This is a genomic window from Bifidobacterium sp. LH_413 (assembly GCF_056357015.1).
In genome coordinates this window covers 25,140-49,168 of record NZ_JBKEVK010000004.1, presented here as the reverse complement: position 1 = coordinate 49,168, position 24,029 = coordinate 25,140, and the positions used below count along the sequence as shown (strand labels likewise).

The 24,029-nt window shown below is 66.3% G+C and carries 14 protein-coding genes and 3 tRNA genes; 13 read left to right on the top strand and 4 right to left on the bottom strand.

Annotated features, from left to right (window positions below; translation table 11 throughout):
- Positions 1-9: 9 nt before the first annotated feature.
- The 5 genes from polA to AC1AYN_RS07370 all read left to right on the top strand — a co-directional run bounded on the left by polA (position 10) and on the right by AC1AYN_RS07370 (position 6,945).
- Entirely contained in the window at positions 10-2,844 is a 2,835-nt protein-coding gene (gene polA / locus AC1AYN_RS07390; RefSeq protein WP_476532765.1) for a DNA polymerase I, read from the top strand.
- Between the two features lie 63 nt (positions 2,845-2,907).
- Complete coding sequence (locus AC1AYN_RS07385) at positions 2,908-3,840, top strand: Nif3-like dinuclear metal center hexameric protein (RefSeq protein ID WP_476532764.1); 933 nt, start codon at positions 2,908-2,910, stop codon at positions 3,838-3,840.
- A 4-nt stretch (positions 3,841-3,844) separates the two neighbouring features.
- Positions 3,845-4,462 carry an NUDIX hydrolase gene (locus AC1AYN_RS07380; RefSeq protein ID WP_476532763.1) on the top strand — a complete coding sequence of 206 codons (618 nt, stop codon included), beginning with the start codon at positions 3,845-3,847 and terminating at the stop codon, positions 4,460-4,462.
- Between the two features lie 137 nt (positions 4,463-4,599).
- Positions 4,600-6,741 carry a glycogen debranching protein GlgX gene (gene glgX / locus AC1AYN_RS07375; protein WP_476532762.1) on the top strand — a complete coding sequence of 714 codons (2,142 nt, stop codon included), beginning with the start codon at positions 4,600-4,602 and terminating at the stop codon, positions 6,739-6,741.
- Between the two features lie 116 nt (positions 6,742-6,857).
- A tRNA-Leu gene (locus tag AC1AYN_RS07370) sits at positions 6,858-6,945 on the top strand.
- 295 nt (positions 6,946-7,240) lie between these two features.
- Here the strand turns inward: AC1AYN_RS07370 and AC1AYN_RS07365 are convergent.
- Positions 7,241-7,314: transfer RNA gene (locus tag AC1AYN_RS07365), tRNA-Pro, on the bottom strand.
- A gap of 73 nt (positions 7,315-7,387) precedes the next feature.
- Between AC1AYN_RS07365 and AC1AYN_RS07360 the strand changes: the two genes are divergently transcribed.
- From AC1AYN_RS07360 to aroA, 3 genes are all read left to right on the top strand, one after another.
- Complete coding sequence (locus AC1AYN_RS07360) at positions 7,388-8,557, top strand: ABC transporter permease (RefSeq protein WP_476532761.1); 1,170 nt, start codon at positions 7,388-7,390, stop codon at positions 8,555-8,557.
- A 162-nt stretch (positions 8,558-8,719) separates the two neighbouring features.
- Positions 8,720-9,844 (top strand): hypothetical protein, encoded by a 1,125-nt coding sequence (locus AC1AYN_RS07355; protein ID WP_476532760.1) that lies wholly within the window; start codon positions 8,720-8,722, stop codon positions 9,842-9,844.
- A 48-nt stretch (positions 9,845-9,892) separates the two neighbouring features.
- Positions 9,893-11,230 carry a 3-phosphoshikimate 1-carboxyvinyltransferase gene (aroA, locus tag AC1AYN_RS07350; protein ID WP_476532759.1) on the top strand — a complete coding sequence of 446 codons (1,338 nt, stop codon included), beginning with the start codon at positions 9,893-9,895 and terminating at the stop codon, positions 11,228-11,230.
- Between the two features lie 153 nt (positions 11,231-11,383).
- Here the strand turns inward: aroA and AC1AYN_RS07345 are convergent, their stop codons facing one another.
- The 3 genes from AC1AYN_RS07345 to AC1AYN_RS07335 all read right to left on the bottom strand — a co-directional run bounded on the left by AC1AYN_RS07345 (position 11,384) and on the right by AC1AYN_RS07335 (position 17,101).
- Positions 11,384-12,613, bottom strand: a complete 1,230-nt coding sequence (locus tag AC1AYN_RS07345) for an acetate/propionate family kinase (protein ID WP_163197983.1) — start codon at positions 12,611-12,613, stop codon at positions 11,384-11,386.
- A gap of 130 nt (positions 12,614-12,743) precedes the next feature.
- Positions 12,744-14,414: a phosphate acetyltransferase gene (pta, locus tag AC1AYN_RS07340; RefSeq protein WP_476502181.1), complete on the bottom strand. Its 1,671-nt coding sequence runs from the start codon at positions 14,412-14,414 to the stop codon at positions 12,744-12,746.
- Between the two features lie 209 nt (positions 14,415-14,623).
- Entirely contained in the window at positions 14,624-17,101 is a 2,478-nt protein-coding gene (locus AC1AYN_RS07335) for a phosphoketolase (protein ID WP_034526492.1), read from the bottom strand.
- Between the two features lie 458 nt (positions 17,102-17,559).
- Between AC1AYN_RS07335 and guaA the strand changes: the two genes are divergently transcribed.
- The 5 genes from guaA to glmU all read left to right on the top strand — a co-directional run bounded on the left by guaA (position 17,560) and on the right by glmU (position 24,021).
- Entirely contained in the window at positions 17,560-19,122 is a 1,563-nt protein-coding gene (gene guaA / locus AC1AYN_RS07330; RefSeq protein WP_476502182.1) for a glutamine-hydrolyzing GMP synthase, read from the top strand.
- Between the two features lie 388 nt (positions 19,123-19,510).
- Positions 19,511-21,304 carry an acyltransferase family protein gene (locus tag AC1AYN_RS07325; protein ID WP_476532758.1) on the top strand — a complete coding sequence of 598 codons (1,794 nt, stop codon included), beginning with the start codon at positions 19,511-19,513 and terminating at the stop codon, positions 21,302-21,304.
- Between the two features lie 94 nt (positions 21,305-21,398).
- Positions 21,399-22,418, top strand: coding sequence for a ribose-phosphate diphosphokinase (locus tag AC1AYN_RS07320; RefSeq protein ID WP_476502184.1), 1,020 nt, complete (start codon positions 21,399-21,401; stop codon positions 22,416-22,418).
- Positions 22,419-22,459: 41 nt separating this feature from the next.
- Positions 22,460-22,530, top strand: a tRNA-Gln gene (locus tag AC1AYN_RS07315).
- 99 nt (positions 22,531-22,629) lie between these two features.
- Positions 22,630-24,021, top strand: a complete 1,392-nt coding sequence (gene glmU / locus AC1AYN_RS07310; protein WP_476532757.1) for a bifunctional UDP-N-acetylglucosamine diphosphorylase/glucosamine-1-phosphate N-acetyltransferase GlmU — start codon at positions 22,630-22,632, stop codon at positions 24,019-24,021.
- Positions 24,022-24,029 lie beyond the last annotated feature (8 nt).

Sequence of the window (24,029 nt, the reverse complement as noted above, 5' to 3'; positions counted from 1 at the left end):
CACGGATACATGGCGCAACAAGAATCCACGCCGACGCGCGGAACGCTGCTGGTCGTAGACGGCCATTCGCTGGCGTTCCGCGCGTTCTTCGCTCTACCGGTCGACAACTTCTCCACCTCCTCCGGACAGGCCACGAACGCCGTCTGGGGCTTCGCCTCGATGCTCTCGCAGGTCGTCGATTCGGAGAAGCCCGACCATCTCGCCGTCGCCTTCGACGTGAAGGGCGGCACCTTCCGCAACGAGCTGCTGCCCCAGTACAAGGGCACGCGCGACGCGGCCCCCGAGGAGCTGCTCACCCAGCTGCCGCTCATCCAGGAGATGCTCGCCGCGTTGGGCGTCACCTACATCGAGAAGCCCGGCTACGAGGGCGACGATGTGATCGGCACGCTCGCCACGATGGGCGAGAAGGCCGGCTACCATACGCTCGTCCTGTCCGGCGACCGCGACGCGTTCCAGCTCATCGACGACAACGTCACCGTGCTCTATCCGGGCCATCATTTCAAGGACCTCAAGCACATGACGCCGGACGCGGTCGTCGCCAAATACAAGGTGACGCCGCAGCAGTACCCGGATCTCGCGGCCCTGCGCGGCGAGACGGCGGACAACATCCCCGGCGTGCCCGGCGTGGGTGACGGCTTCGCCGCCAAATGGATCAACCAGTACGGCTCCCTCGACGCGATCCGCGAGCATGCGGACGAGATCGGTGGCAAGAAGGGCGAGGCGCTGCGCGCCAACATCGACCAGGTGATGCTCAACCGCAAGGTCAACGCGCTCGTGCGCGACGTCGACCTCGGTGTGACCGTCGACGACCTCACGTTCTCCGGCATCGACGCGGGGCGTCTTGACGCCCTCTTCGCCAAGCTCGAATTCGGCGCGCGCACCAAGAGCCGTCTGATGAAGACGTTCAACAACGGCGTCGCGCCCGTGCTCCCATCCGGCGCGTCGGCGGCCGCCGACGATTCCCCGACACTCGACATGCCGCATGCGGAACGCGCGGCGGACGCCGCGTCCCTGCGTGCGTGGGCGGAGCGCCATCTGCCCGCGGCCGACGGAACGTCCGACGGAACAGCCGACGATCAGCCCGATTGGGTGCTGTACGCGTCCGGCGACGCGCGTCCGGGCCGCGCCGCGGTCGACGCCGTCGTGCTGCTCGCCGGCGGCGAGGCCATCGTCGTCGACAAGCCGGCGCTGGCGGACGACGGAATCGTCGACACACTGCGCGACGTGGTGGCCGCCCACGCGGGCACGATGACCGTCCACGGCTACAAGGAGCATCTGCACCTGCTCGCCGCCGCCGGCGTCGCATTGCCGACCCCCGCGTTCGACACGAAGCTCGCCGGCTACCTCGTCAAACCCGACTTCCACGCGGATTCGCTCGAACAGGCCGCCGCCCAGTTCCTCGACCTCCATCTGGAGGAGCACGAGGAGGCGACGCAGGGTCTGCTCGACCTTGACGCGGGCGACGCCAACGAGACCGGCGGCGCCGCGGCGGACGGCGCGAACGACGGCGCGGAACCCGATCAGGGCACGTTGCGCGACGCGGCCATCGTCGCCGCGCTCGCCCGCGAGCTCAGGCCGCGCATCGCCGCCGACGACCAGTCGAAGCTCCTGACCGACATCGAGCTGCCCGTCTCCCGCGTCCTGTACGGACTGGAGGCGGAAGGCGCGAAGGTCGACGAACGCCGTCTGGAGGACATGCGCGCCGGCTTCGCGGCCGACGCCGAGCAGGCGCAGCGCATCGCCTGGGAGAACGCCGGTTCGCGCGTCAACCTGCAGAGCCCCAAGCAGCTCGCCAAGGTCCTGTTCGAGGACATGGGCCTGAAGCCCACGAAACGCACCAAATCCGGTTCGTACACGACGAACGCGGACGCGTTGCAGACCCTGTACGTGCGCAACGCGGACGACGATCGGGCCAGCGGCTTCCTCGGGGCGCTTCTGCGTCACCGCGAGACCAACAAGTTGAAGCAGATCGTCGCCACGCTGATCGACGCGGTCAACCCGGCCGACGGGCGCATCCACACCACGTTCGAGCAGACCGTGGCCGCCACCGGGCGTCTGAGCTCGGTCGATCCGAACCTGCAGAACATCCCCAACCGCAATGCGGCCGGCCGCGAGATCCGCTCCGCGTTCGTGCCGGGGGAGGGCTTCGAATCGCTGATGAGCTGCGACTACTCGCAGGTCGAACTGCGCATCATGGCGCATCTGTCCGGCGACGAGGCGCTCATCGAGGCGTTCCGCAGCGGCGCCGACTTCCACCGCTACGTGGCGAGCCTCGTCTACCAGCTGCCCGTCGACGAGATCAGCGCCGACCAGCGCAGCCACGTGAAGGCCATGAGCTACGGCCTCGCCTACGGACTGAGCACGTACGGCCTGTCCCAGCAGCTCAAGATCAGCCCCGGCGAGGCGGAGGGCCTCAAGAACAAGTACTTCGCCACGTTCGGCAAGGTGCACGACTATCTCGAATCATGCGTCGCCGAGGCGCGTCGCAAAGGCTACACGGAGACGATGTTCGGCCGCCGCCGCTACTTCCCGGGACTGAAGTCGACCAGCCGCACCGTGCGCGACGCCGCCGAACGCGCCGCGCTCAACGCGCCCATCCAGGGCACGGCCGCCGACATCATGAAGATCGCGATGATCCGCGCCGATTCGGCGTTGCGGGACGGCGGGCTGAAGAGCCGCATCATCCTGCAGATCCACGACGAACTCGTCGTCGAGATCGCGCCGGGCGAGGCCGAGCGGGCGACCGCGCTCGTCAGGGACGCGATGGAGCACGCCGTCGCGCTCGACGTGCCGCTGGACGTGTCCACCGGCATCGGCGACGACTGGCAGCTCGCCGCGCACTGATCCGCGCCCGGCCCGCGTCGGCCGATCGACGGCGGGAAGGGAACGGGAGGAAAGGAGAGAAGGATGACGAACCTCAACCAGGCCGTCGACACGCTCGAAACGCTGTATCCGCTCAAATATGCGGAAAGCTGGGACGCGCCCGGCCTCATCGTCGGCGACCTCACGGCGCCGGTGACGCGCATCGCGTTCGCCTGCGACCCGACCATGGCCGTGATCGACGAGGCGCTGGAATGGGGCGCGGACCTGCTCGTCACGCATCATCCGCTGTTCTTCCGTTCCGTGCATCAGGTGTCCGGGCTGGGCGCGCGCGGCATGATCGTGAACCGTCTCAGCCGCTCCGGATGCGCGCTGTGGGTGGGACACACCAACGCGGACTGCGCGGTGCGAGGCGTCGGACAGGCCGCGGCCGACGGCTTCGGCCTCGTCGACCAGCGCGCGCTTGTGCCGATCGACGATCCGGGCGCGGCCGGTCCCGTCGGACTCGGCCGCGTCGGACGCCTGCCGGAGCCCGTCACGCTGCGCGAGTTCGCGCGACGCGTGTGCGACGCGCTGCCCATCGACACCGCGCTCGGCGTGCAGGCGTGCGGCGACCCGGATACGCCCGTCGAGACCGTCGCCGTGCTGCCCGGCTCCGGCGACTCCCTGTTCGACGAGGTGCGCGCCGCCGGCGTCGACGTGTACGTGACCAGCGACCTGCGCCATCATCCGGCCACCGACGCCATCGAACAGGCGCGATACGAGGCGTCGATGCGCGCGGCGGGCGTCACGCTCGGCACGGGCGACGCGCACGCGCGCCCGTGCCTCGTCAACACGCCGCACTCGGCCATCGAATCGATGTGGTTCCGTTACGCCGTCGGCGACATCGCCGACGCGCTCGAACGGCGTTTCGGCGAACGCCCCGAAACGAACTGGATCCGCCGCGACACGGATCCGTGGACGTTTTCGCTCCACCGGAGCGCTGACGCGACGACGGACATGACAACGGAAGGGGAGTGAGACGATGACGGACGAACGCGCCGTGCTCGACGCCAGCTCCGACGGCATCGACATGAACGTGCCGGCGAAGATGATCGAACGCCGCGAGGTCTACCGCGGCGCCATCTTCCACGTGGAGGACATGACCATCGGACTGACCACGAACGGCGGCGGCGTCGTGCCGATCCGCCGGCAGGTATTGCGTCACGCCCCCTGCGTCGTCATGCTCGTGCACGACGTGGCCACGGACCGCTACCTCATCGAACGCGAGTACCGCGCGGGTAGCGACATCTTCGCGTACGGGCTGCCCGCCGGGCTCATGGACGAGGGCGAGGACGTGCGCGCCGCGGCGCTGCGCGAACTCGCCGAGGAGACCGGCGTCGCCCCCGCCTCCGACGAGGCGATGCGCATCGACCATGTCGGCGACTACTATTCGTCGGAGGGGATGACCGACGAACTCGCCCACATCATGGTCATCCATCTGGACGCGTGGAGGAACGTGCCCCGGCACTTCGACCCGGACGAGCACGTCGAATCCGCGTGGGTCGGCTGGGAGGAGCTTCTCGCCACCCGCATCACCGCGTCCAATTCGATCATCGCCATCCAACACGAGACGATACGGCGACTGACCGCACGTGACTGACTTCCGGCGGCCCATGACCGCCGACGAGCGCCGTCGAATCGCGGATCGCCACGATTCGACGGCGGCGACCCAACCCATCACCGACTGTTCATATACGGTGACGATTCACCACACATGGAGGTGCGATACTGGTGAATATGCAGATACGACCAGGTTTGACCTATCCGTACGGCGCAAGCTACGACGGCGCCGGCGTGAACTTCGCGCTGTTCTCCCAAGTGGCCGACAGCGTCGAACTGTGCCTGTTCGACGATGACGACAACGAGACGCGCATCACGATGACCGAGCAGAACTCGTACGTCTGGCACAACTACATCCCGGGCATCCAGCCGGGACAGCGCTACGGCTACCGCGTGCACGGCCCCTACGACCCCGGCCAGGGCCTCAGGTGCAACCCCGCCAAGCTGCTCCTCGACCCCTACGCCAAGGCCATCGAAGGCAACATCGACGGTGATGAGAGCCTGTTCTCCTACCGTTTCTCCGACCCGGACAACGACGGCGTGCTCAACGACATGGACTCCGCCGCCCACACCATGAAGTCCGTGGTCGTCAACCCGTACTTCGACTGGGGCAACGACCAGCACCCGCGCATCCCGTACCACGATTCCGTGATCTACGAGGCGCACGTGCGCGGCATGACCAACCTCAACCGCGACGTGCCGCCGGACATCCGCGGCACCTACGCGGGTCTCGCCTACCCGACCGTCATCGAATACCTGAAGAAGCTCGGCGTGACCGCCATCGAACTCATGCCGATCCACCAGTTCGTCAACGACTCGTTCCTCCAGGAGAAGGGCCTGTCGAACTACTGGGGCTACAACACGATCGGCTTCTTCGCCCCGCACAACGCGTACTCGTCGGCGGGGGAGCGCGGCCAGCAGGTCAACGAGTTCAAGTCGATGGTCAAGGCGTACCACCAGGCCGGCATGGAGGTCATCCTCGACGTGGTGTACAACCACACCGCCGAAGGCAACCACATGGGCCCCACGCTGAGCTTCAAAGGCATCGACAACCGCGCCTACTACCGTCTCGTCGACAACGACCAGCGGCACTACTTCGACACCACGGGCACCGGCAACTCGCTGCTCATGCGCTCGCCGCACGCCCTGCAGCTCATCACCGACTCGCTGCGCTACTGGGTGTCCGAAATGCACGTCGACGGCTTCCGCTTCGATCTGGCCGCCACGCTGGCCCGCCAGTTCCAGGAGGTCGACAAGCTGTCCGCGTTCTTCGACATCGTCGAACAGGATCCGATCATCAGCCGCGTCAAGCTCATCGCCGAACCATGGGATCTCGGTTCCGGCGGCTACCAGGTGGGCGGCTTCCCGTCCAGCTGGTCCGAATGGAACGGCCGCTACCGCGACACCGTGCGCGACTTCTGGCGTTCGCAGCCGTCCACGCTGCCCGAGTTCGCGTCGCGACTCATGGGCTCGTCCGACCTGTACCAGATGAACGGGCGTCGACCGGTCGCCTCCGTGAACTTCATCACCGCACACGACGGCTTCACCCTGAACGACCTCGTCTCGTACAACGGCAAGCACAACGAGGCGAACGGCGAAGGCAACCGCGACGGCGAAAGCAACAACCGCTCGTGGAACTGCGGCGTCGAAGGACCGACCACGATCCGCGACGTCAATGAGCTGCGCCAACGTCAGATCCGCAACATGTTCTCCACGCTGCTCGTCAGCCAGGGCATCCCGATGATCTGCGGCGGCGACGAGGTGGAGCGCACGCAGCAGGGCAACAACAACGCCTACTGCCAGGACAACGAAATCTCGTGGACCGACTGGGATCTGGACGAGACCCGCGAGGACATGTTCGAGTTCGTCTCGAAGCTCATCCACCTGCGTCTCGACCACCCGGTCCTGCACCGCCGCCGCTTCTTCTCCGGCCGCGAGCCGGGGGAGGACACGGAGACGATCCCGCAGGTCGAATGGTTCGACCACACCGGCTCCATCATGGATATGGAGGACTGGCAGAACACGCACGCGTTCTCGATGATGGTGTACCTCAACGGCTCCAACATCCCCGAGCTCGACTACTACGGCAACCCGATGGTCGACAACGACTTCATCCTCATCTTCAACGCCCACTACGAGCCCATCCAGTTCACGCTGCCGGACGAGCGCTATGGGCGCAAGTGGAAGCTCATCGTCGACACGCACAATCCGAAGGGACCCGTGCTCAACTACGAGGCCGGATTCGCGATCACCGCGCAGTCGCGCAGCTTCATGCTGCTGATGAGCGCCGAGAAGCCGAAGCAGCCGCGCAACTTCTGACGGATGTTCCCGACGGGCGCGCCGGCGGGGCGGTCTTTCCGCTCCACCGGCGTGTCGCGGATTTGACGATTCGTCATGTTCTGGTAATGTATTTACTCGTTGCCAAGACAACACCTGTCCGGGTGGCGGAATGGTAGACGCGCTAGCTTGAGGTGCTAGTGCCTATTTTATACAGGCGTGTGAGTTCAAGTCTCATCCCGGACACCGGCAAGACCCCGCGGTTCCCAAGGAACCCGGGGTCTTTTCCGTATCCCATACCCACGTTGTCGACGTTGCCGTGCCGGGGTTATAGGCCCCGTGTCGCCGTGGCATCGTGCCAACGTGCCGCCGTGCCGGGACCGCGACCCCATGGTGCGGTGAAACCCTCATGGTGCGGTTGCCGCAAGCGGCCATTTTCCGCCGATATGGAGATTTTGTGTTGCCGCACCATGGGAGTTGCGGGCGGGGGAGAGAGAAAGAAAAAGCCCTTGCTCACCGGTGGGTGAGCAAGGGCTACGGGTCGGGCTGACAGGATTTGAACCTGCGACATCCTGCTCCCAAAGCAGGCGCGCTACCAAACTGCGCTACAGCCCGTCGTGACTCCGCCGAAGCAGGCACAATCAGTCATTGTACAATACAGGTGGACGTGACGCGAACGGGAGGAGCCATGGAGACGATGCGCATGGGCCGCCACCAGCGTGCCGAGACGGGCGGACTCGTCGCCTTCATCCTGTGCGCGTTCGCCGGCGCCGTCGGCATGAACCTGTATCTCGAATACGCTTCCGCCATCTGGCAGGTCACGCAACGCCGCTTCTCCGTATGCTCCGGCATCGTCGCCGCCTGCGCGGTCCTCTCCTTCTGCGCCGGATACATGAGCCATTCGCGGTCGATGACGCTCAAGGCCGGATGGCTCGTGCCGCTGCGCCGCACGTTCGAGACGCTCGCCCTGTCCGTCGTGTACGCGGCCACCACGTTCCTCTCCACGTTCGCGCTGCTCGGCGCCATCAACGAGATGATGGGCACGCTGTTCGTCGGCTACATGTCGTCCGTATGCGCCGCGTTCGCCGGCGTCGTCGGCTACATGACGTTCGTGCAGGCGGAGATGATGAGCGCGAAGACCCTCGCCTCGCTCCTGCCGTTCTTCGTCGTCTCCGGCGTGTGCGTCGCCGGACTCACCACCGACGACCCGTACTGGTACCACAACAACTTCTCCCAGCTCGGCGACCGCACCACGTTCGCCGCCACGATGTTCAACTCGACGCTCATGCTCGCCGGCGTGTGCGTCATCATCGTCAGCTACTTCGCCGTGTCCGAGCTCGTCACCACCGAACGGCTCATGAGACTATGGCACGACCGCACGCGCGGCGATCCGAACCGCGGCTACGACATCCCGCATTTCACCGTGCGCATCGCCGTGCTGTCCGTGCTGCTCACCGTCTCCGGTCTCGCGTTCATCGGCATCGGCGCGTTCCGCTACACGCCGCACAACCTCATGCACAACATCTGCGCGAAGGGCCTGCCGTTCGTCATGCTCGTCCTGTTCCTCCTGCTGCCGTGGCTCGCCCCCCGCATCAGCAGGGTCGTCATGGTCGGCTCCGATCTGGCCGCGCTCCTGTGCGCCGGATTCTGGGGGAACATGATGCTCGGCCGCAACACGCTCACCAACGTGGAGGCGCTCGCCGGCATGCTGTTCCTCGGCTGGTTCATCGTGTTCTCGCGGCAGATCGCCGCCATCGAGGCCGATCGCGTCGCCATGGAGCTCGTGCACGCGCAGACCGCCGAACAGGCGGCGCGCAGGGCGGACATGCCGGAGTCCCGCATCGCTTCCGACCGCTGACGACGCCGGCGCGCGACGGGCCGCATGCGCGGGTCCGTATGTACGGCGCGCATGATACATGGCCGTCTTCTCTCACCAGTACACTTGCTTTGCGCAATCGCATGAACGCGCCGCCGCGTCTTCGCGGCGTCCCCCGCCACCCGCCAGACAGAGGGAGAAGGTATGACCGACGACAAGCAGGGTGAAGGCTCCTCCGAGGACATGCAGCACCACGGTGAGGAGACGACGGTCATCCCGCCTCTCGGCGCGGACGCGGCGGATAACGGTTCCTTCACCGCGGGCGGTCCCGCGGCGGACGCACCTACGGGCGATCTTGCGGACGTTTCCGCGGATGTTCCCGCCACGGCCCCTGCCGTGACCGGCGATGCGGAACCCGCCGGACCTGCTTCCGACGACGTTCCGCGCGATCCGCTCGAAGCCCCCGATTTCGATACGCTGGTGGCTCCCGTCGAACTGCCGCGTCGCCGCCCGCCGGCCGCCGCAATGATCGGCGTGGCCGTCGCGGTCGTCGTGGTCATCGCCCTGATCGTCACGCTCGTCGTCGTCCGTCCGTTCGGTTCGGTGCGCGCCTCCGACTATTCGGCCGGAACGAAACGCACGGTGGCGATGCAGCGCCAATACGAGAAGACCTCGGCCGCCATCGACGACGCGCTCGGATTCCTCTATACGCAGGGCGTCGGCTACGATGCGGACAAGGTGAGCGCACTCAAGACGCAGGCCGTGAAGCTGCGTGAATCCGCGGCGTCGTTCGCCGATCTCAGGGCCAACAGGGACACGGACGTCGCCGCCGCCTACGCCTCCTATGTGCGCCAGGCGAACCGGTTCGCCGACATGTCCGCCAATCTCGCGGATTCGGCCGAAGCGTTGTCCACGATGAACGACGCCTGCGGGAACACGCCGAGCGGCACCGTGTACGACAGCGACTTCACCGCCCAATACGAGCAGTACATCGCCTCCTGCCGTACGTCGACGGAATCGTTGGCGAAGGCGAAGGCGAAGGTCGTCTCCGAATTCTCCGGCACGCTCACCCAGTCGCTCGACCAGATGGCAGCCGTGGTCGACCAGATCAAGGCGCTCGGCGACGTCTCGGCCATCAGCTCGGGTTCGGACCAGGCGCAGCAGCTCCAGACGCTGTCCGCGCAGCTGGTCGACCTCGACGCCTCGTCGGGCGCGATCAACGACTTCCAGGACAAGCTGCGCCAGTCGCGTGAGAACGCGAATCCGTCCACGCTGCTGCAGAAGCTCAACGACGTGCTCAAACAGGGGTATGAGGAGCGCTCCAAGTAAGACGGACGCATCCACGCGGTTCGGCCATGATGCCGATACGATGGTGGCATGAGTGAATCGCAGAAGAACCTGTGGGCCGCGCCGAAGGCGGACGGCCCGTTGCATGCCGTCGTCACTATTCCCGGCAGCAAATCCCTGTCCAACCGGTATCTGATTCTCGCCGCATTGGGGAAGAAACCGGTCACGCTCGTCGGCCTGTTGCGCTCGCGCGACACCGAACTGATGATGGGCGCGTTGGAGGCGCTCGGCGTGACCTGCGCCGTCGCCCCGGGCAATGAGACGACCGTCACCGTCACGCCGCCCGCCGACGGACGCTTCCATGGCAACGTGGACGTGTATTGCGGACTCGCCGGCACGGTGATGCGCTTCGTGCCCGGACTCGCCCTGTTCGCCGACGCCCCGGTGCGGTTCGATGGCGACGAGCAGGCGTATGCACGCCCGATGAAGCCGGTGCTCGACGGATTGGAGCAGTTGGGTGCGACGGTCGAATACCATGGCGAGGAAGGCTTCCTGCCGTTCACCGTCACGCCGCCCGCCGCGCTTCCCGCCGAAGCTGCGCACGTGTCCATCGATGCGTCCGGATCGTCGCAGTTCATCTCCGGTCTGCTGCTCGTCGGATCGCGTCTTCCGGGCGGCCTCACGCTCACGCATACGGGGGAGAAGACGCCGAGCCTGCCGCACATCCGCATGACCGTCGCCGACGTGAACGGCGCCGGGGGAGCGGCCTCGGCCGACGAGGCGGCACGCGTGTGGACCGTCGCGCCGCACGCGCTGCAGCTGCCGGAGCGCGTCGTCGTCGAACCGGATCTGTCGAACGCGGCGCCGTTCCTCGGCGCGGCGCTCATCGCCGGCGGCACCGTGCGCGTGCCGCATTGGCCGGTCGAGACCACGCAGCCGGGAGGTCTCCTGCCCGGCTATCTGGAGCGCATGGGTGCGACCGTCGCCTTCCCCGAGGAGGACGGCGTGCGCTACTGCCAGGTCACGTCCGACGGCACGATCCGCGGTCTCGGCGATTTCGATCTGACGGCGGCCGGCGAGATCGCGCCGTCGCTCGCCGCGATTCTCGTGTTCGCCGACGCGCCGACGCGCATGATCGGCATCGGACATCTGCGCGGCCATGAGACGAACCGTCTGGAGGCGCTCGTCACCGAGATCAGGCGGATCGGCGGCGAGGCCGAGGAGCTGCCCGACGGCATCGCGATCACGCCGGTGCCGCGCGGCGACCTGCACGGCGCGGTGATGGAGTCCTACGCTGATCATCGCATGGCCACGTTCGCCGCGATGATCGGATTGGCGGTGCCCGGCGTGCTCGTCGTCGACGTGGAGACCACGCGCAAGACGCTGCCCGATTTCACGGGTATGTGGCGGGGGCTGCTGGGGGAGTAGCCGTCGGAGTGGCTTGGAAGTGAAGCGGATTACGGGAAGGCCCCCGAATCTCCTGTGTGAAGGAGATTCGGGGGCCTTCCGTATGCCGTATCAATCCGTCCCACGGTCTAGGCGACCGGTCGGGCGGGCCTAGGCGGGCCTAGACGACGGGACTCACTTGGCGAACTTGTTGCCGTAGGTGTCCTCGCCGGCCTCGGCGATGGCGGCGGACTTGCGGGCGATGGCCAGCTCCTCGTTCGTCGGGATGACGGCGATGACCACGGAGGAATCCGGGGTGGAGATGATGCGCGGCTCCTTGGAGCGGGTCGCGTTCTTCTCCTCGTCCAGCTTCACGCCGAACGGGGCGAGCTTGTCGCACACCATCTTGCGCACGATGTCGTCGTTCTCGCCGACGCCGGCGGTGAAGGTGATGACATCGCAGCCGCCCATCTGGTAGGTGTAGTTGCCGATGTAGCTCACGATACGGTGCACGTAGACGTCGAGGGCCAGCTTGGCGTCCTCGTTGCCCTCGGCCACCAGACGGTGGACCTCGCGCAGATCGCCGAAGCCGGTCATGCCGGTCATGCCGGAGCGCTTGTTGAACAGGGCGTCCAGCTCGTCCACGTTCATGTGGGCGTTGCGGATCAGGTGGAAGACCACGGCCGGGTCGATGTCGCCGGTGCGGCCGCCCATGACGAGGCCCTCGAGCGGGGTGAGGCCCATGGAGGTCTCGACCGGCTTGCCGGACACCTCGGCGGAGGCGGAGGCGCCGTTGCCGATGTGCAGGACGATCTGCTTGAGACCCTCGGCCGGCTTGCCGACGACCTCGGGCACCACGGAGGAGATGAACTCGTGGGAGGTGCCGTGGGCGCCGTAGCGGCGGATGTGGTACTGGTCGGCGATCTCCTTGTTCAGCGCGTAGGTGCTGGCGGCCTTCGGCAGCTGGAAGAAGAAGGAGGAATCGAAGACGAAGATCTGCGGCACGTCCGGCAGCAGGGAGCGCATGACCTCGGCGCCCTTGGCTTCCGGGCCGTTGTGCAGCGGGGCGAGGACGGCCAGATCCTTGACCTGGTTGATGGTCTTGTCGGTGACGAGGGCCGGCTTCGGGAAGAGGGAGCCGCCCTGGACGACACGGTGGCCGACGGCGACGATGCCCGCGTCGGACAGCTTCGGGCCGTACTCCTCGAAGAAGCCGAGGACGCGCTTCAGACCCTGCTCGTGGTCGTGGATCGGCTCCTCGAGTTCATGCTTCTCGCCGTTGTACTCGTGCTTGTAGTGGCCGTCGATCGGCTCGCCGATCTTCTCGACGAGGCCGGAAGCGAGACCCTCGCCGGTCTCGAGGTCCACCAGCTGGTACTTGATCGAGCTGGAGCCGGAATTGATGACAAGGACGGTTTTCGCCATTGTGGGCATCCTCCATTGTGGTTGTCGTACCGTGAAACACGGCTTTCCAAGTGTTTAGATTACTCGCTGCTTGCTACAAGACACGGTCCTCCCGCCGAATGACGGGAAGACCGTGGGGACGTTCATCGGATCACTGCGCGGTGACGGCGGTGAGGGCGACGGTGTTGATGATGTCCTGCACCAGCGCGCCGCGGCTCAGATCGTTGACCGGCTTGTTGAGACCCTGCAGCACCGGGCCGATGGCGAGCGCCCCGGAGGAGCGCTGCACGGCCTTGTACGCGATGTTGCCGGCGCACAGGTCGGGGAACACGAACACGTTGACGTGGCCGGCGACGTCGTTGCCCTTGGCCTTCGTGGCGGCCACGGTGGGCGACCAGGCGGCGTCGAACTGGATGGAGCCGACGACCGGCAGGTCCGGGGCCTTCTCCTTGACGAGCTTCGTGGCCTCCTCGACGACGTCGACGTCCGGGCCCTTGCCGGAGCCGAGCGTGGAGTAGGAGAGCATGCCGACCTTCGGGTCGATGCCGAACGACTTGGCGGTCGCCGCCGACTGGATGGCGATCTCGGCGAGCTGCTCGGCGGTCGGGTTCAGGTTGATGGCGCAGTCGGCGAACACGGCCACGTGATCCTTGAAGCACATGAGGAACGCGCCGGAGACGAGCTTCTGGCCGGGCTTGGTCTTGATGACCTGCAGGGCCGGGCGCACCGTGTTGGCGGTGGAGTTGACGGAACCGGAGACCAGGCCGTCGGCCTGGCCGAGCACGACGAGCATGGTGCCGAAGTAGCTGGCGTCCTTGAGCTGCTTACGGGCCTGCTCCTCGGTCATGCCCTTCTTGGCGCGCAGCTCGCACAGCTTCTCGACCATCGGCTTGAGGATCTCCTCGTCGTCCATGGACTGGAAGCGGGCGCGGTCGAGGTACTTGAGCCCGAGCTCCTTGCCGCGGGCGAGGATGGCGTCCTTCTCGCCGACGATGATGAGGTTCACGGCCTCGCGCTCGAGCAGGAAGTCGGCCGCCTTGATGATGCGGTCCTCCTCGCCCTCAGGCAGGACGATCGTCTTCTTGTTCGTCTTGGCCTTGCCGATCAGGCCGTACTGGAACGCGTAGGGGGTGATCGGGAAGTCGTCGTCCACGTCGAGCGCGGCGAGCACCTCTTCGGTGGGGGCGTTCGCGCGGAAGGTTTCGAGCGCCAGCGTCTTGTTGTCCTCGTCGGTGAACGGCACCTGCGGGATCGTCCACACGGGCAGGCCGTACTTGGCGAGGGTCTGCTTGACGGAGAACGCATGGCGCGGCTCGCAGCCGGTCACGAAGATGCCGAGCACCTTGTTGCCGGCGGCCTCCATGCCTTCGATGGACAGCTTCACGGTCTCGTCCAGCTCGTCCGGCCAACGGTCGATGGTGCAGATGGAGAGGAACACGCCGGCCTGCAGGTCGGCGGCGACGTTCGCGTTGAACTCGTAGGTGGTCGGATCGTTGACGTGCGACTTGTCGGTGCCGACGATGAGCGCCGCGTCCGCGCGGGAGACGGCGAGGGCGTCGTTGAAGGCGCCGACGATGTCGCCGCGGGCGGTCTCCTTGTCGGCGCGCACCTTGTGGATGTCGAGTCCGGTGGACAGGGCGACGCCGAGGCCCGCGTTCGAGGCGGCGAGCAGCACCGGGGTGAAGTGGTCGTGGTTGGACACGGCGGGGCGGAACACCATCGTCTTGTACTTGGAGGTCAACGCGTTGAGGACGCCGTATGCGACGACGTTGCGGCCATTGGCGCCCTCGGGGCTTGCGATGTATACACGGGTGACGGTCACTGGTGTCAGTCTCCTTTGATGATTCAGTGCGGATGTAGCCACCCCTCATTGTAGCGGCGCTTGTTATCGTTCACGCACGTGTTGCCGTGAAATTCGCGGAAAGTTGCGGGAGAATGCGTCGGAATATGCGAATGAGGGCCCGGGTTGTGGAAACCCGGGCCCTCATTCAGCCCTTACGGGATGCGATCACCTCGTGGAGAGGCGGCGCGTCACTCGTTGTCGCCGGCGGTGGCGGCGGTGGCGGTGATGGCGCCCTTCTCGGAGGTGTTCAGGCCGGAGTACACCCAGTCGGTGTAGTCCGGGTGATCGTAGCCGTTGTCGACCGCGAACTGGAAGGCTTCCAGACGGAAGTCCTCGAGCTTCTTGATCTCATCGGCGTACTTGTCGGCGTCGATCATGCGCAGGGCCTCGGCGGTCAGCTCGTAACGATCGATCTCGTTCACGCGAACCATGTCGTACGGCGTGGTGGTGGAGCCTTCCTCCTCGTAGCCGTGGACGTTGAAGTTGTCGTGGTTCGGACGATCGTAGATCAGGCCGCGCACATCGTGGGCGTAGGAGTGGTACGCGAACAGCACCGGCTTGTCGGCGGTGAAGATGTCGGCGAACTCCTCGTCGGACAGGGCCTCGTCGTTCTCCTTGGCGGACTGCAGAGCGAGCAGGTCCACCACGTTGACGACCTTGAACTTGATGCCCATGGCCTTGAGCTTGTCGGAGGCGGCCATGATCTCCTGGGTCGGGACATCGCCGGCGGCGGCAAGCACGATCTCGGCCTCATCGTTGGACTTCGCGGTGGAGGCCCAATCCCAAGCGGCGGCACCCTTCTCGAGCTCGGCGCGAGCCTCGTCGAGGGACAGCCAGGTGGCGGCCGGCTGCTTGCCGGCGATGATGGCGTTGATCTTGTTGGTGGACTTGTAGCACTTCTCGGCGATGGCCAGCAGCATGTTCGCATCGGTGGCGAAGTAGATGCCGATGACGTGGTCGTTGTGGAAGCACTTGTTCAGCAGCAGGGAGGTGACACCCGGATCCTGGTGCGAGAAGCCGTTGTGGTCCTGGCGCCAGACGTGGGAGGAGACCAGCAGGTTCATGGACGCGATCGGCTTGCGCCACGGGATCTCACGAACGGTGGCCTCGAGCCACTTGGCGTGCTGGTTGAGCATGGAGTCGATCACGTGCACGAAGGACTCGTAGGAGCTCCAGATGCCGTGGCGACCGGTGAGCAGGTAGCCCTCCAGGAAGCCTTCCATCTGGTGCTCGGACAGCTGCTCGACGACCTGGCCGGAGACGTGCATGTGCTCGTCGACCTCGTCGGAGATGTAGCCGGCGTCCCACTGCTTGTTGGTGACCTCGTAGGAGGCCTGCAGACGGTTGGAGGCGGTCTCATCCGGTCCGAAGATGCGGAAGTCGTGCGGGTTGTTCTTGATGATGTCGCGGGTGTAGACGCCCAGACGACGGGTGGCCTCGAGCTGGCCCCAGCCGTGGCCGTACTTCTCGACTTCCTTGACGGCGTAGTCCTCGAGGTTCGGGAGCTTCAGGTCGTCGCGGATGACACCACCGTTGGCGTTCGGGTTGGCACCGATACGCAGCTCGCCCTTCGGCATGAAGGCGAGGACATCGTCCTTGACGGCGCCGTTCTCGTCGAACAGCTCCTCCGGCTTGTAGGACTCGAGCCAGTTCTTGAGGACCTCGAAGTGGGCCTCGGTGTCGCGGGCGGAGGCCAGCGGCACCTGGTGGGAACGCCAGGAGCCCTCGGTCTTCTTGCCGTCGATGTACTTCGGGCAGGTCCAGCCCTTCGGGGTGCGGAAGATCAGCATCGGGTAGAACGGACGGTGCACGTTGTCGGTGTTGGCCGCGGACTTGATGTCGCAGATCTCGTCCCAGATGGACTCGAAGAGCTCGGCGAAGCGACGGTGGATGGACATGTGGTCCTCATCGTCGAAGCCGGCGACGAACTCGTACGGCTCGTAGCCCATGCCGTGGAAGAACTCGTGGAGCTCCTCGTCGGAGATGCGGGACAGGATGGTCGGGTTGGCGATCTTGTAGCCGTTGAGGTGCAGGATCGGCAGCACGATGCCGTCGGTGCGCGGGTTCACGAGCTTGTTGGACTGCCAGCCGGTGGCCAGCGGGCCGGTCTCGGCCTCACCGTCGCCGACGATGGCCGGGACGAACAGGCTCGGGTTGTCCATGATGGCGCCGTAGGCGTGGGACAGGGCGTAACCCAGCTCGCCACCCTCGTGGATGGAGCCCGGGGTCTCCGGAGCGAAGTGGGACGGGATGCCTCCCGGGTAGGAGAACTGGCGGAAGAACTTCTGAAGACCGGCTTCGTCCTTGGTGATCTTCGGGAAGGTCTCGGTGTAGGTGCCGTCCAGGTAGGACTGCGAGGTGCCGGCCGGGCCGCCGTGGCCCGGGCCCATGATGATCACGGTGTTCTGGCCGTGGTCGGCGATGAAGCGGTTGATGTGGCCGATCAGGAAGTTCAGGCCCGGGGTGGTGCCCCAGTGGCCGACCAGACGGTGCTTGACGTCCTCGCGGGTGAAGGGCTCCTTCATCAGCGGGTTGCTACGCAGGTAGATCTGGCCGATGGAGAGGTAGTTGGCAACGCGCCAGTACTTGTCAACGCCTTCGAGGGCCTCCTCGGAAACCGGAGCGTTCAGCTTCTTCCAAGGGGTGCCAATAACAGGACTCGTCATGTGTACTCCTGTACTCCTGCGCGCCGATCGTGCGATCGTCGCGCGATTGATTATTTCCACTCGGTCGCGGTGCCGTACAGCCTTGCGGTTATGCGGTTTCCGCTCCCAATCACTCGTTATGGTACGAGGACAACACGACTTTTGAACGATTTCTTGCGGGTGTGTTCGGAATTGTTTCGATTTTTGCTGGTTTTGTGTGAATTGCCCGTGCGATTGTGCGCATCAAAAATGCGGCAAGACGAAATGAAAACGTTGGAATATCAATGGAAACAACGCTTTTCGCGCGATGGGGCACGTTCGTTTCGTTATGTTCACTCCCGGCGTGTTGGCCGTGCCGGCATGTGAAGGAAGTGCGTTTTCCGCACATGAAAACGGCCTTTTCCCCTTGTCTCGTTGGACGGGGATAATGGTCTGGCAAGTCATCAAGTTACATCCCGATAAACGTTAGGGGAACATCCATGGCAACAGGTCCTGTGCTCGTCGTCGACTTCGGCGCCCAGTACGCCCAGCTCATCGCCCGTCGCGTCCGAGAGGCCAACGTCTACTCCGAACTCGTGCCCCACTCGATGCCCGTCGACGAGATGCTGGCCAAGGATCCGAAGGCGATCATCCTCTCCGGCGGCCCGGCCTCCGTCTTCGAGCCCGGCGCCCCGCGCGTCGACAAGAAGCTCTTCGAGGCGGGCGTGCCCGTGCTCGGCATCTGCTACGGCTTCCAGGCCATGGCCTACGCCCTCGGCGCCGACGTCGACAAGGCCGCCCTCGGCGAATACGGCAAGACCGAGACCACGATCGACCACGCCGACGCCATCCTCGCCGGCTCCCCGGCCGAGCAGAGCACGTGGATGAGCCACGGCGTCGCCGTCAAGACCGCGCCCGCCGGCTTCGAGGTCCTCGCCCACACCGAGGGCGCGCCCGTCGCCGCCATGGCCGACGAGTCCCGCAAGCTCTACGGCGTGCAGTGGCACCCCGAAGTCAAGCACACCCCGCTCGGACAGCAGCTCATCGAGACCTTCCTCCACGACTGCGCCGGCCTCGGCTCCGACTGGGACGCCTCCTCCATCATCGAAGACCAGGTCGCGAAGATCCGCGAGCAGGTCGGCGACGCCGAAGTGATCTGCGGCCTGTCCGGCGGCGTCGACTCCGCCGTCGCGGCCGCCCTCGTCCACAAGGCCATCGGCGACCAGCTCACCTGCGTGTTCGTCGACCACGGCCTGCTCAGGAAGGGCGAGGTCGAGCAGGTCAAGCACGACTTCGTCGAAGCCACCGGCATCCGCCTCATCACCGTCGACGCGGCCGACGACTTCCTCGACGCCTTGAAGGGCGTCTCCGAGCCCGAGCGCAAGCGCAAGATCATCGGCGAGAAGTTCATCCGCACCTTCGAGAAGGCCCAGCTCCAGGTCCTCGAGGAGGCCGGCGCCCGCGGCAAGGAAGTGAAGTTCCTCGTGCAGGGGACCCTCTACCCGGACGTCGTCGAATCCGGCGGTGGCGACGGTGCGGCCAACATCAAGAGCCACCACAACGTCGGCGGCCTGCCCAAGGACATCAAGTTCCAGCTCGTCGAGCCCCTGCGCACCCTCTTCAAGGACGAGGTCCGCGCCATCGGCACCGAGCTCGGCCTACCCGACGAGATCGTCTGGCGCCAGCCGTTCCCCGGCCCCGGCCTCGGCATCCGCATCGTCGGCGAGATCACCCGCGAACGCCTCGACGTCCTGCGCGAGGCCGACGCCATCGCCCGCGAGGAGCTCACCAAGGCCGGCCTCGACCGCGACATCTGGCAGTGCCCCGTCGTCCTCCTCGCCGACGTCCACTCCGTCGGCGTCCAGGGCGACGAGCGCACCTACGGCTCGCCCATCGTCCTCAGGCCCGTCTCCTCCGAGGACGCCATGACCGCCGACTGGTCCCGCGTCCCCTACGACGTGCTCGCCACCATCTCCACCCGCATCACCAACGAATGCCGCCAGATCAACCGCGTCGTGCTGGACTGCACTTCCAAGCCGCCGGCGACCATCGAATGGGAGTGAAATCCGGTGATGGATCGTTAGCTGCGTTGCTCCTCGGTCGGCGTACTTTCGTACGCCTTCCCTCGGTGCGCCTTGCTACCGCACGCATCACCGGATTCCACGGAGTAATCGCGGGATGGAGCGTATGCCGCCTTTCCTCAGGCTCGACGTACCGTCGTACGCCTTCGTCTTCGGACGGCGGTCTCCGCACGCATCCTGCGATTCCCCGGTGATGTGAGAGGGCCCGGAACGTTTCCGACGTTCCGGGCCTTTTTGAATGTGGCGTGAACGACGACACGGGAAAGGCGCGTCGGCGGGGGAGTGTTACTAGTCTGTCACTGTCCGCGGTTTGCGGGAACAACCCGGCGGACGCGGGAAGAACGAGAGACAAGAGAAGTAGAGAAGAACAGTGGCACGTCGGCATTTCGTCGGATTGGACGGCATCAAGGGACTCGCCCTCATCGCCATCATCCTGTATCACTGCGAGCAGTCATGGCTGCCGGGAGGATTCTACGGCGTGGACGTGTTCCTCACCGTGTCCGGATTCCTGGCCGTGAGCGGCATGTTCACCCGGTTGAACGCGGGGGAGGGGCTCGGCCTCGAGGAGTACTGGCCCAGACGTTTCGCGCGCCTCTACCCGGCGCTCGTGCTCATGGTGCCCGCCGTCTGCACCGCCGCATGGCTGCTCGACGGGGACCTGCTCGTCCGCATCCGCGACCAGATCGTCACCGTGGCGCTCGGGTGCTACAACTGGTACGCCATCGCCAGCGGCAACAGCTACTTCGGCCAGATGAACCCGCAGCTGCTGCGGCACCTGTGGTTCGTCTCCGTGCTCATGCAGCTCTACCTCGTCACGCCGCTCCTCGCATGGATCATGCACCGCATCCGGCGCAGCCGCTGCTCCGTGCTCGTCCCCCTCGCCCTCGCCGTGGGAAGCGCCCTGTCGATGAACCTCCTGTACGAGCCCGGCGCCGACCCCACGCGCGTCTACTTCGGCACCGACACGCACGCCACCGGCTTCATGCTGGGCGTCGCCCTCGCCTGGATCGTCGCGAACCGCCACGTCGCCATCGGCGACCGTCTGCCGTGGATCGTGCGCGCCCGGCGCGTCCTCGCGCCCGCCGTCGCCTTCATCGCCGCGATCGCGCTCATCGACATGGCCTTCCGCGGCGACCAGGACGCCGACGCGTTCCGATGGGGCATCCCGCTCGCCAGCGTGCTCGCCGTGCTGCTCATCGCCGGCACCGTGCAGACCGATTCATGGATGCAGTCCCAGTTCGTGTTCCGCCCGCTCGCCCTCCTCGGCCGTTACTCCTACGGCCTGTATCTCTGGCATTGGCCGGTGTGGCTCATCGTCTCCGCCGCGCTGCCGCGTCTCGCGCCCGGACGGGACATGCGTCCATGGGTGCTGCCGGTCACGCTCGCCGTCGCCATCCTCGCCACCGCCGTCTCGTGGATCCTCGTCGAACGTCCCGCGGCGGTCGGCGGCGTCGTCTCGATCGTCGTTCCCCTGGGCTTCGTCACCTGGAGGAGCTTCGTGCGCATCGTCGTCTCCTGCGTCGTCCTCCTATCCGTGATCGTCGGCGGCGTGTACGCCGTACGGGACGCGCCGGAAAGGACCTCCGTCGAGATCGCGCTCGAACGGCAGGCCGCGCGCTTCGACGCCGAACGGGCGCTCGGCCGCGCCCAGGCCCCCGCGCCGCGCAGACCGGCGCACGCCATGCCCGCCGGCGACGACATCACCGCCATCGGCGACTCCGTCATGCTCGCCGGCGCCAAAGGCATGCAGCGGGTGTTCCCCGGCATCGACATCGACGCGCAGGTGTCGCGCTCCAGCTTCGCCGGCATCGGCATCGTGTCCGGCAAAGGCGACGGGCTGCGCCAGTGGGTCGTGCTCGGCCTCGCCACCAACGGCCCCATCCCGCCCGAACAGCTCGACCGCTACCTCGACATGATCGGCCCCGACCGGGTGCTCGTGCTCGTCAACGCGCACGGCGACCGCTCGTGGATTCCGTCGAACAACCAGCTCCTCGCCGACTTCGCCGCCGGGCATTCCGGCAACGTGCTCGTCGCCGACTGGGACGCGATGGCCACCGCCAACGCCGACCACCTCGCCGCGGACGGCATCCACCCCGACGGCGGCGACATCTACGCGCAGGCCATCCGACGGTCCATCGACGCATGGATCGCCGCCGGGCACTGAACCCGCGCGACGCGTGCCCGCGGAGCAGGTCGGCTATGGCCATTACACTTGGTTTTCGTCCATTGATAACTGCAAACAACGTTTGGGAGATACGGTGAGCGCAATCCTCGAAGGGAAGCCCGACAAGAACCTTATTCTCGTCACGGGAAGGATTCATCCGAAACTCGCGCAGGACGTCGCCGACCAGCTCGGCATCGACGTGCTCGAAACCACCGCATACGACTTCGCGAACGGCGAGATGTACGTGCGTTACACCGAATCGGTCCGCGGCGCCGACGTGTTCGTGCTGCAAAGCCATTACCAGCCGATCAACAAGGCGATCATGGAGCAGCTCATCATGATCGACGCGTTGAAGCGCGCCTCCGCCCGCTCCATCACCGCCGTCTGCCCACTGCTCGGCTACTCCCGCCAGGACAAGAAGCACCGCGGCCGCGAGCCCATCTCCTGCCGTCTCATCTTCGACCTGCTCAAGACCGCCGGCGCCGACCGCATCATGTCCGTCGACCTGCACGCCGCGCAGTCCCAGGGCTTCTTCGACGGCCCCGTCGACCATCTCATCGCCATGCCGGTGCTCGTCGACTACATCCGCGACCGTTTCCAGGGCCAGCTCGACAACGTCGCCGTCGTCTCCCCGGACGCCGGCCGCATCCGCGTCGCCGAGCAGTGGGCGCAGCGCCTCGGCGGCGGCCCGCTCGCCTTCGTGCACAAGACCCGCGACATCACCCGTCCGAACCAGGCCGTCGCCAACCGCGTCGTCGGCGACGTCAAGGGCAAGGACTGCGTGCTCGTCGACGACCTCATCGACACCGCCGGCACGATCGCCGGCGCATGCAAGGTGCTGCGCGAGGCCGGCGCGAAGTCCGTCACCGTCGTCGCCACGCACGGCGTGCTGTCCGGTCCCGCCGTCGAACGCCTCAAGGAGAGCGGCGCCCGCGAGGTCGTCCTCACCGACACCGTGCCGATCCCCGAGGAGAAGCGCTGGGACGGACTGACCGTCCTGTCCATCGCCCCGCTGCTCGCCGGCGCCATCCGCGCCGTGTTCGAGGACGGCTCCGTGGCCGAGCTGTTCGACACGTACCCCGAGCACCATGGCCAGGGTTTCCTTTTCGCCTGACCTTATGGTATAAATAAACACTTGGCGGCGAACGCCGCCGGTCCCCCATGGTGTAATGGCAGCACACGGGCCTTTGGAACCCTTTGTCTTGGTTCGAATCCAGGTGGGGGAACGCCTACACCGCGCAGACGGCCGTCCGGCACATCCGGGCGGCCGTCTATCGTTAGGTGCTGGAACAGATGACACGCCAAGTGAAGGGAACGACACGCATATGGCATCTTCGGCAGTGACCGCCGCAATCATCCTCGCCGCGGGGGAAGGCACCCGCATGCGCTCCAAGAAGCCGAAGGTGCTGCACGCCTTCGCCGGCAGGACCTTCCTCAACCGCGTCATGGACTCCGTCAGGGCGCTCGATCCGGACACGCTCGCCGTGGTCGTCCACTTCCAGGCCGAGCGCGTCGCCGCCGCGGCCCGCTCCTATGACGAGGACGTCACCATCGTCAACCAGGACGACATCCCCGGCACCGGCCGCGCCGTGCAGTGCGCGATGGCGCAGCTTGCCGAGAACGGCCCGCTGACCGGCCCCGTGCTCATCGCCGCCTCCGACATGCCGCTGCTCGACTCCGACACGCTCGCCAAGCTCGTCGCGTTCCACAACGAATCCGGCAACGGCGCCACCGTCCTGACCACCGTGCTCGACGATCCGACCGGCTACGGCCGCATCATCCGCGACCGCGAAGGCAACGTGCTGCGCATCGTCGAACAGAAGGACGCGAACCGCAGCGAACTCGCCGTGCAGGAGGTGAACACCTCCGTGTACGTGTTCGACGCCGAACTGCTCGCTCGCGCCATCGCCGACCTCAAGTCCAACAACGCGCAGGGCGAGTTCTACCTCACCGACGCGCTGGAGACCGCCCGCGCCGACGGCAAGGTCGGCGCGTTCACCGCCCCCGACCCCCTGAGCGTCGAAGGCGTCAACGACCGCGTGCAGCTCGCCGCGCTCGCCAAGGCGCACAACCGCCGCGTGTGCGAGGCGTGGATGCGTGCCGGCGTCACCATCCTCGACCCGGAGACCACGTGGATCGAGGACGACGTCGAGATCGGCCGCGACGCGACCATCCTGCCCGGCACGTTCCTCCAAGGCCACACGGTCATCGGCGAGGAGGCGGTCGTCGGACCGTACTCGACGCTCATCGACGCGACCATCGATGCCGAGGCCGTCGTCGAACGCTCCCGCGTTCAGGAATCCCACATCGGCCGCGCCACCAACATCGGCCCGTGGACGTACCTGCGCCAGGGCAACGACTTCGGCGAGGAGGCGAAGGCCGGCGCCTTCGTCGAGATGAAGAAGGCGCACATCGGCAACGGCACCAAGGTGCCGCACCTGAGCTACGTGGGCGACGCGCAGCTCGGCGACCATACGAACGTCGGCGGCGGCACCATCACCGCCAACTACGACGGCGTGCACAAGAACCGCACGACGATCGGCACCGGCTGCCACATCGGCGCCGGCAACCTGCTCGTCGCGCCCGTGGAGGTCGGCGACAACGTCACCTCCGGCGCCGGATCCGTCATCCGCCACGCCGTTCCCGACGACACGATGGTGTACTCGGAGAACACGCAGCACAACGTCGAAGGCTGGAAGCCCGCCTGGGAGCGCTGACCGGCGTC

What these genes read in the sequence shown, in the direction of transcription:
- polA (WP_476532765.1), top strand. Translation starts at nt 10, where the DNA reads ATGGCGCAACAAGAATCCACGCCGACGCGCGGAACGCTGCTGGTCGTA.
- AC1AYN_RS07385 (WP_476532764.1), top strand. Translation starts at nt 2,908, where the DNA reads ATGACGAACCTCAACCAGGCCGTCGACACGCTCGAAACGCTGTATCCG.
- AC1AYN_RS07380 (WP_476532763.1), top strand. Translation starts at nt 3,845, where the DNA reads ATGACGGACGAACGCGCCGTGCTCGACGCCAGCTCCGACGGCATCGAC.
- glgX (WP_476532762.1), top strand. Translation starts at nt 4,600, where the DNA reads ATGCAGATACGACCAGGTTTGACCTATCCGTACGGCGCAAGCTACGAC.
- AC1AYN_RS07360 (WP_476532761.1), top strand. Translation starts at nt 7,388, where the DNA reads ATGGAGACGATGCGCATGGGCCGCCACCAGCGTGCCGAGACGGGCGGA.
- AC1AYN_RS07355 (WP_476532760.1), top strand. Translation starts at nt 8,720, where the DNA reads ATGACCGACGACAAGCAGGGTGAAGGCTCCTCCGAGGACATGCAGCAC.
- aroA (WP_476532759.1), top strand. Translation starts at nt 9,893, where the DNA reads ATGAGTGAATCGCAGAAGAACCTGTGGGCCGCGCCGAAGGCGGACGGC.
- AC1AYN_RS07345 (WP_163197983.1), bottom strand. Translation starts at nt 12,613, where the DNA reads ATGGCGAAAACCGTCCTTGTCATCAATTCCGGCTCCAGCTCGATCAAG.
- AC1AYN_RS07335 (WP_034526492.1), bottom strand. Translation starts at nt 17,101, where the DNA reads ATGACGAGTCCTGTTATTGGCACCCCTTGGAAGAAGCTGAACGCTCCG.
- guaA (WP_476502182.1), top strand. Translation starts at nt 17,560, where the DNA reads ATGGCAACAGGTCCTGTGCTCGTCGTCGACTTCGGCGCCCAGTACGCC.
- glmU (WP_476532757.1), top strand. Translation starts at nt 22,630, where the DNA reads ATGGCATCTTCGGCAGTGACCGCCGCAATCATCCTCGCCGCGGGGGAA.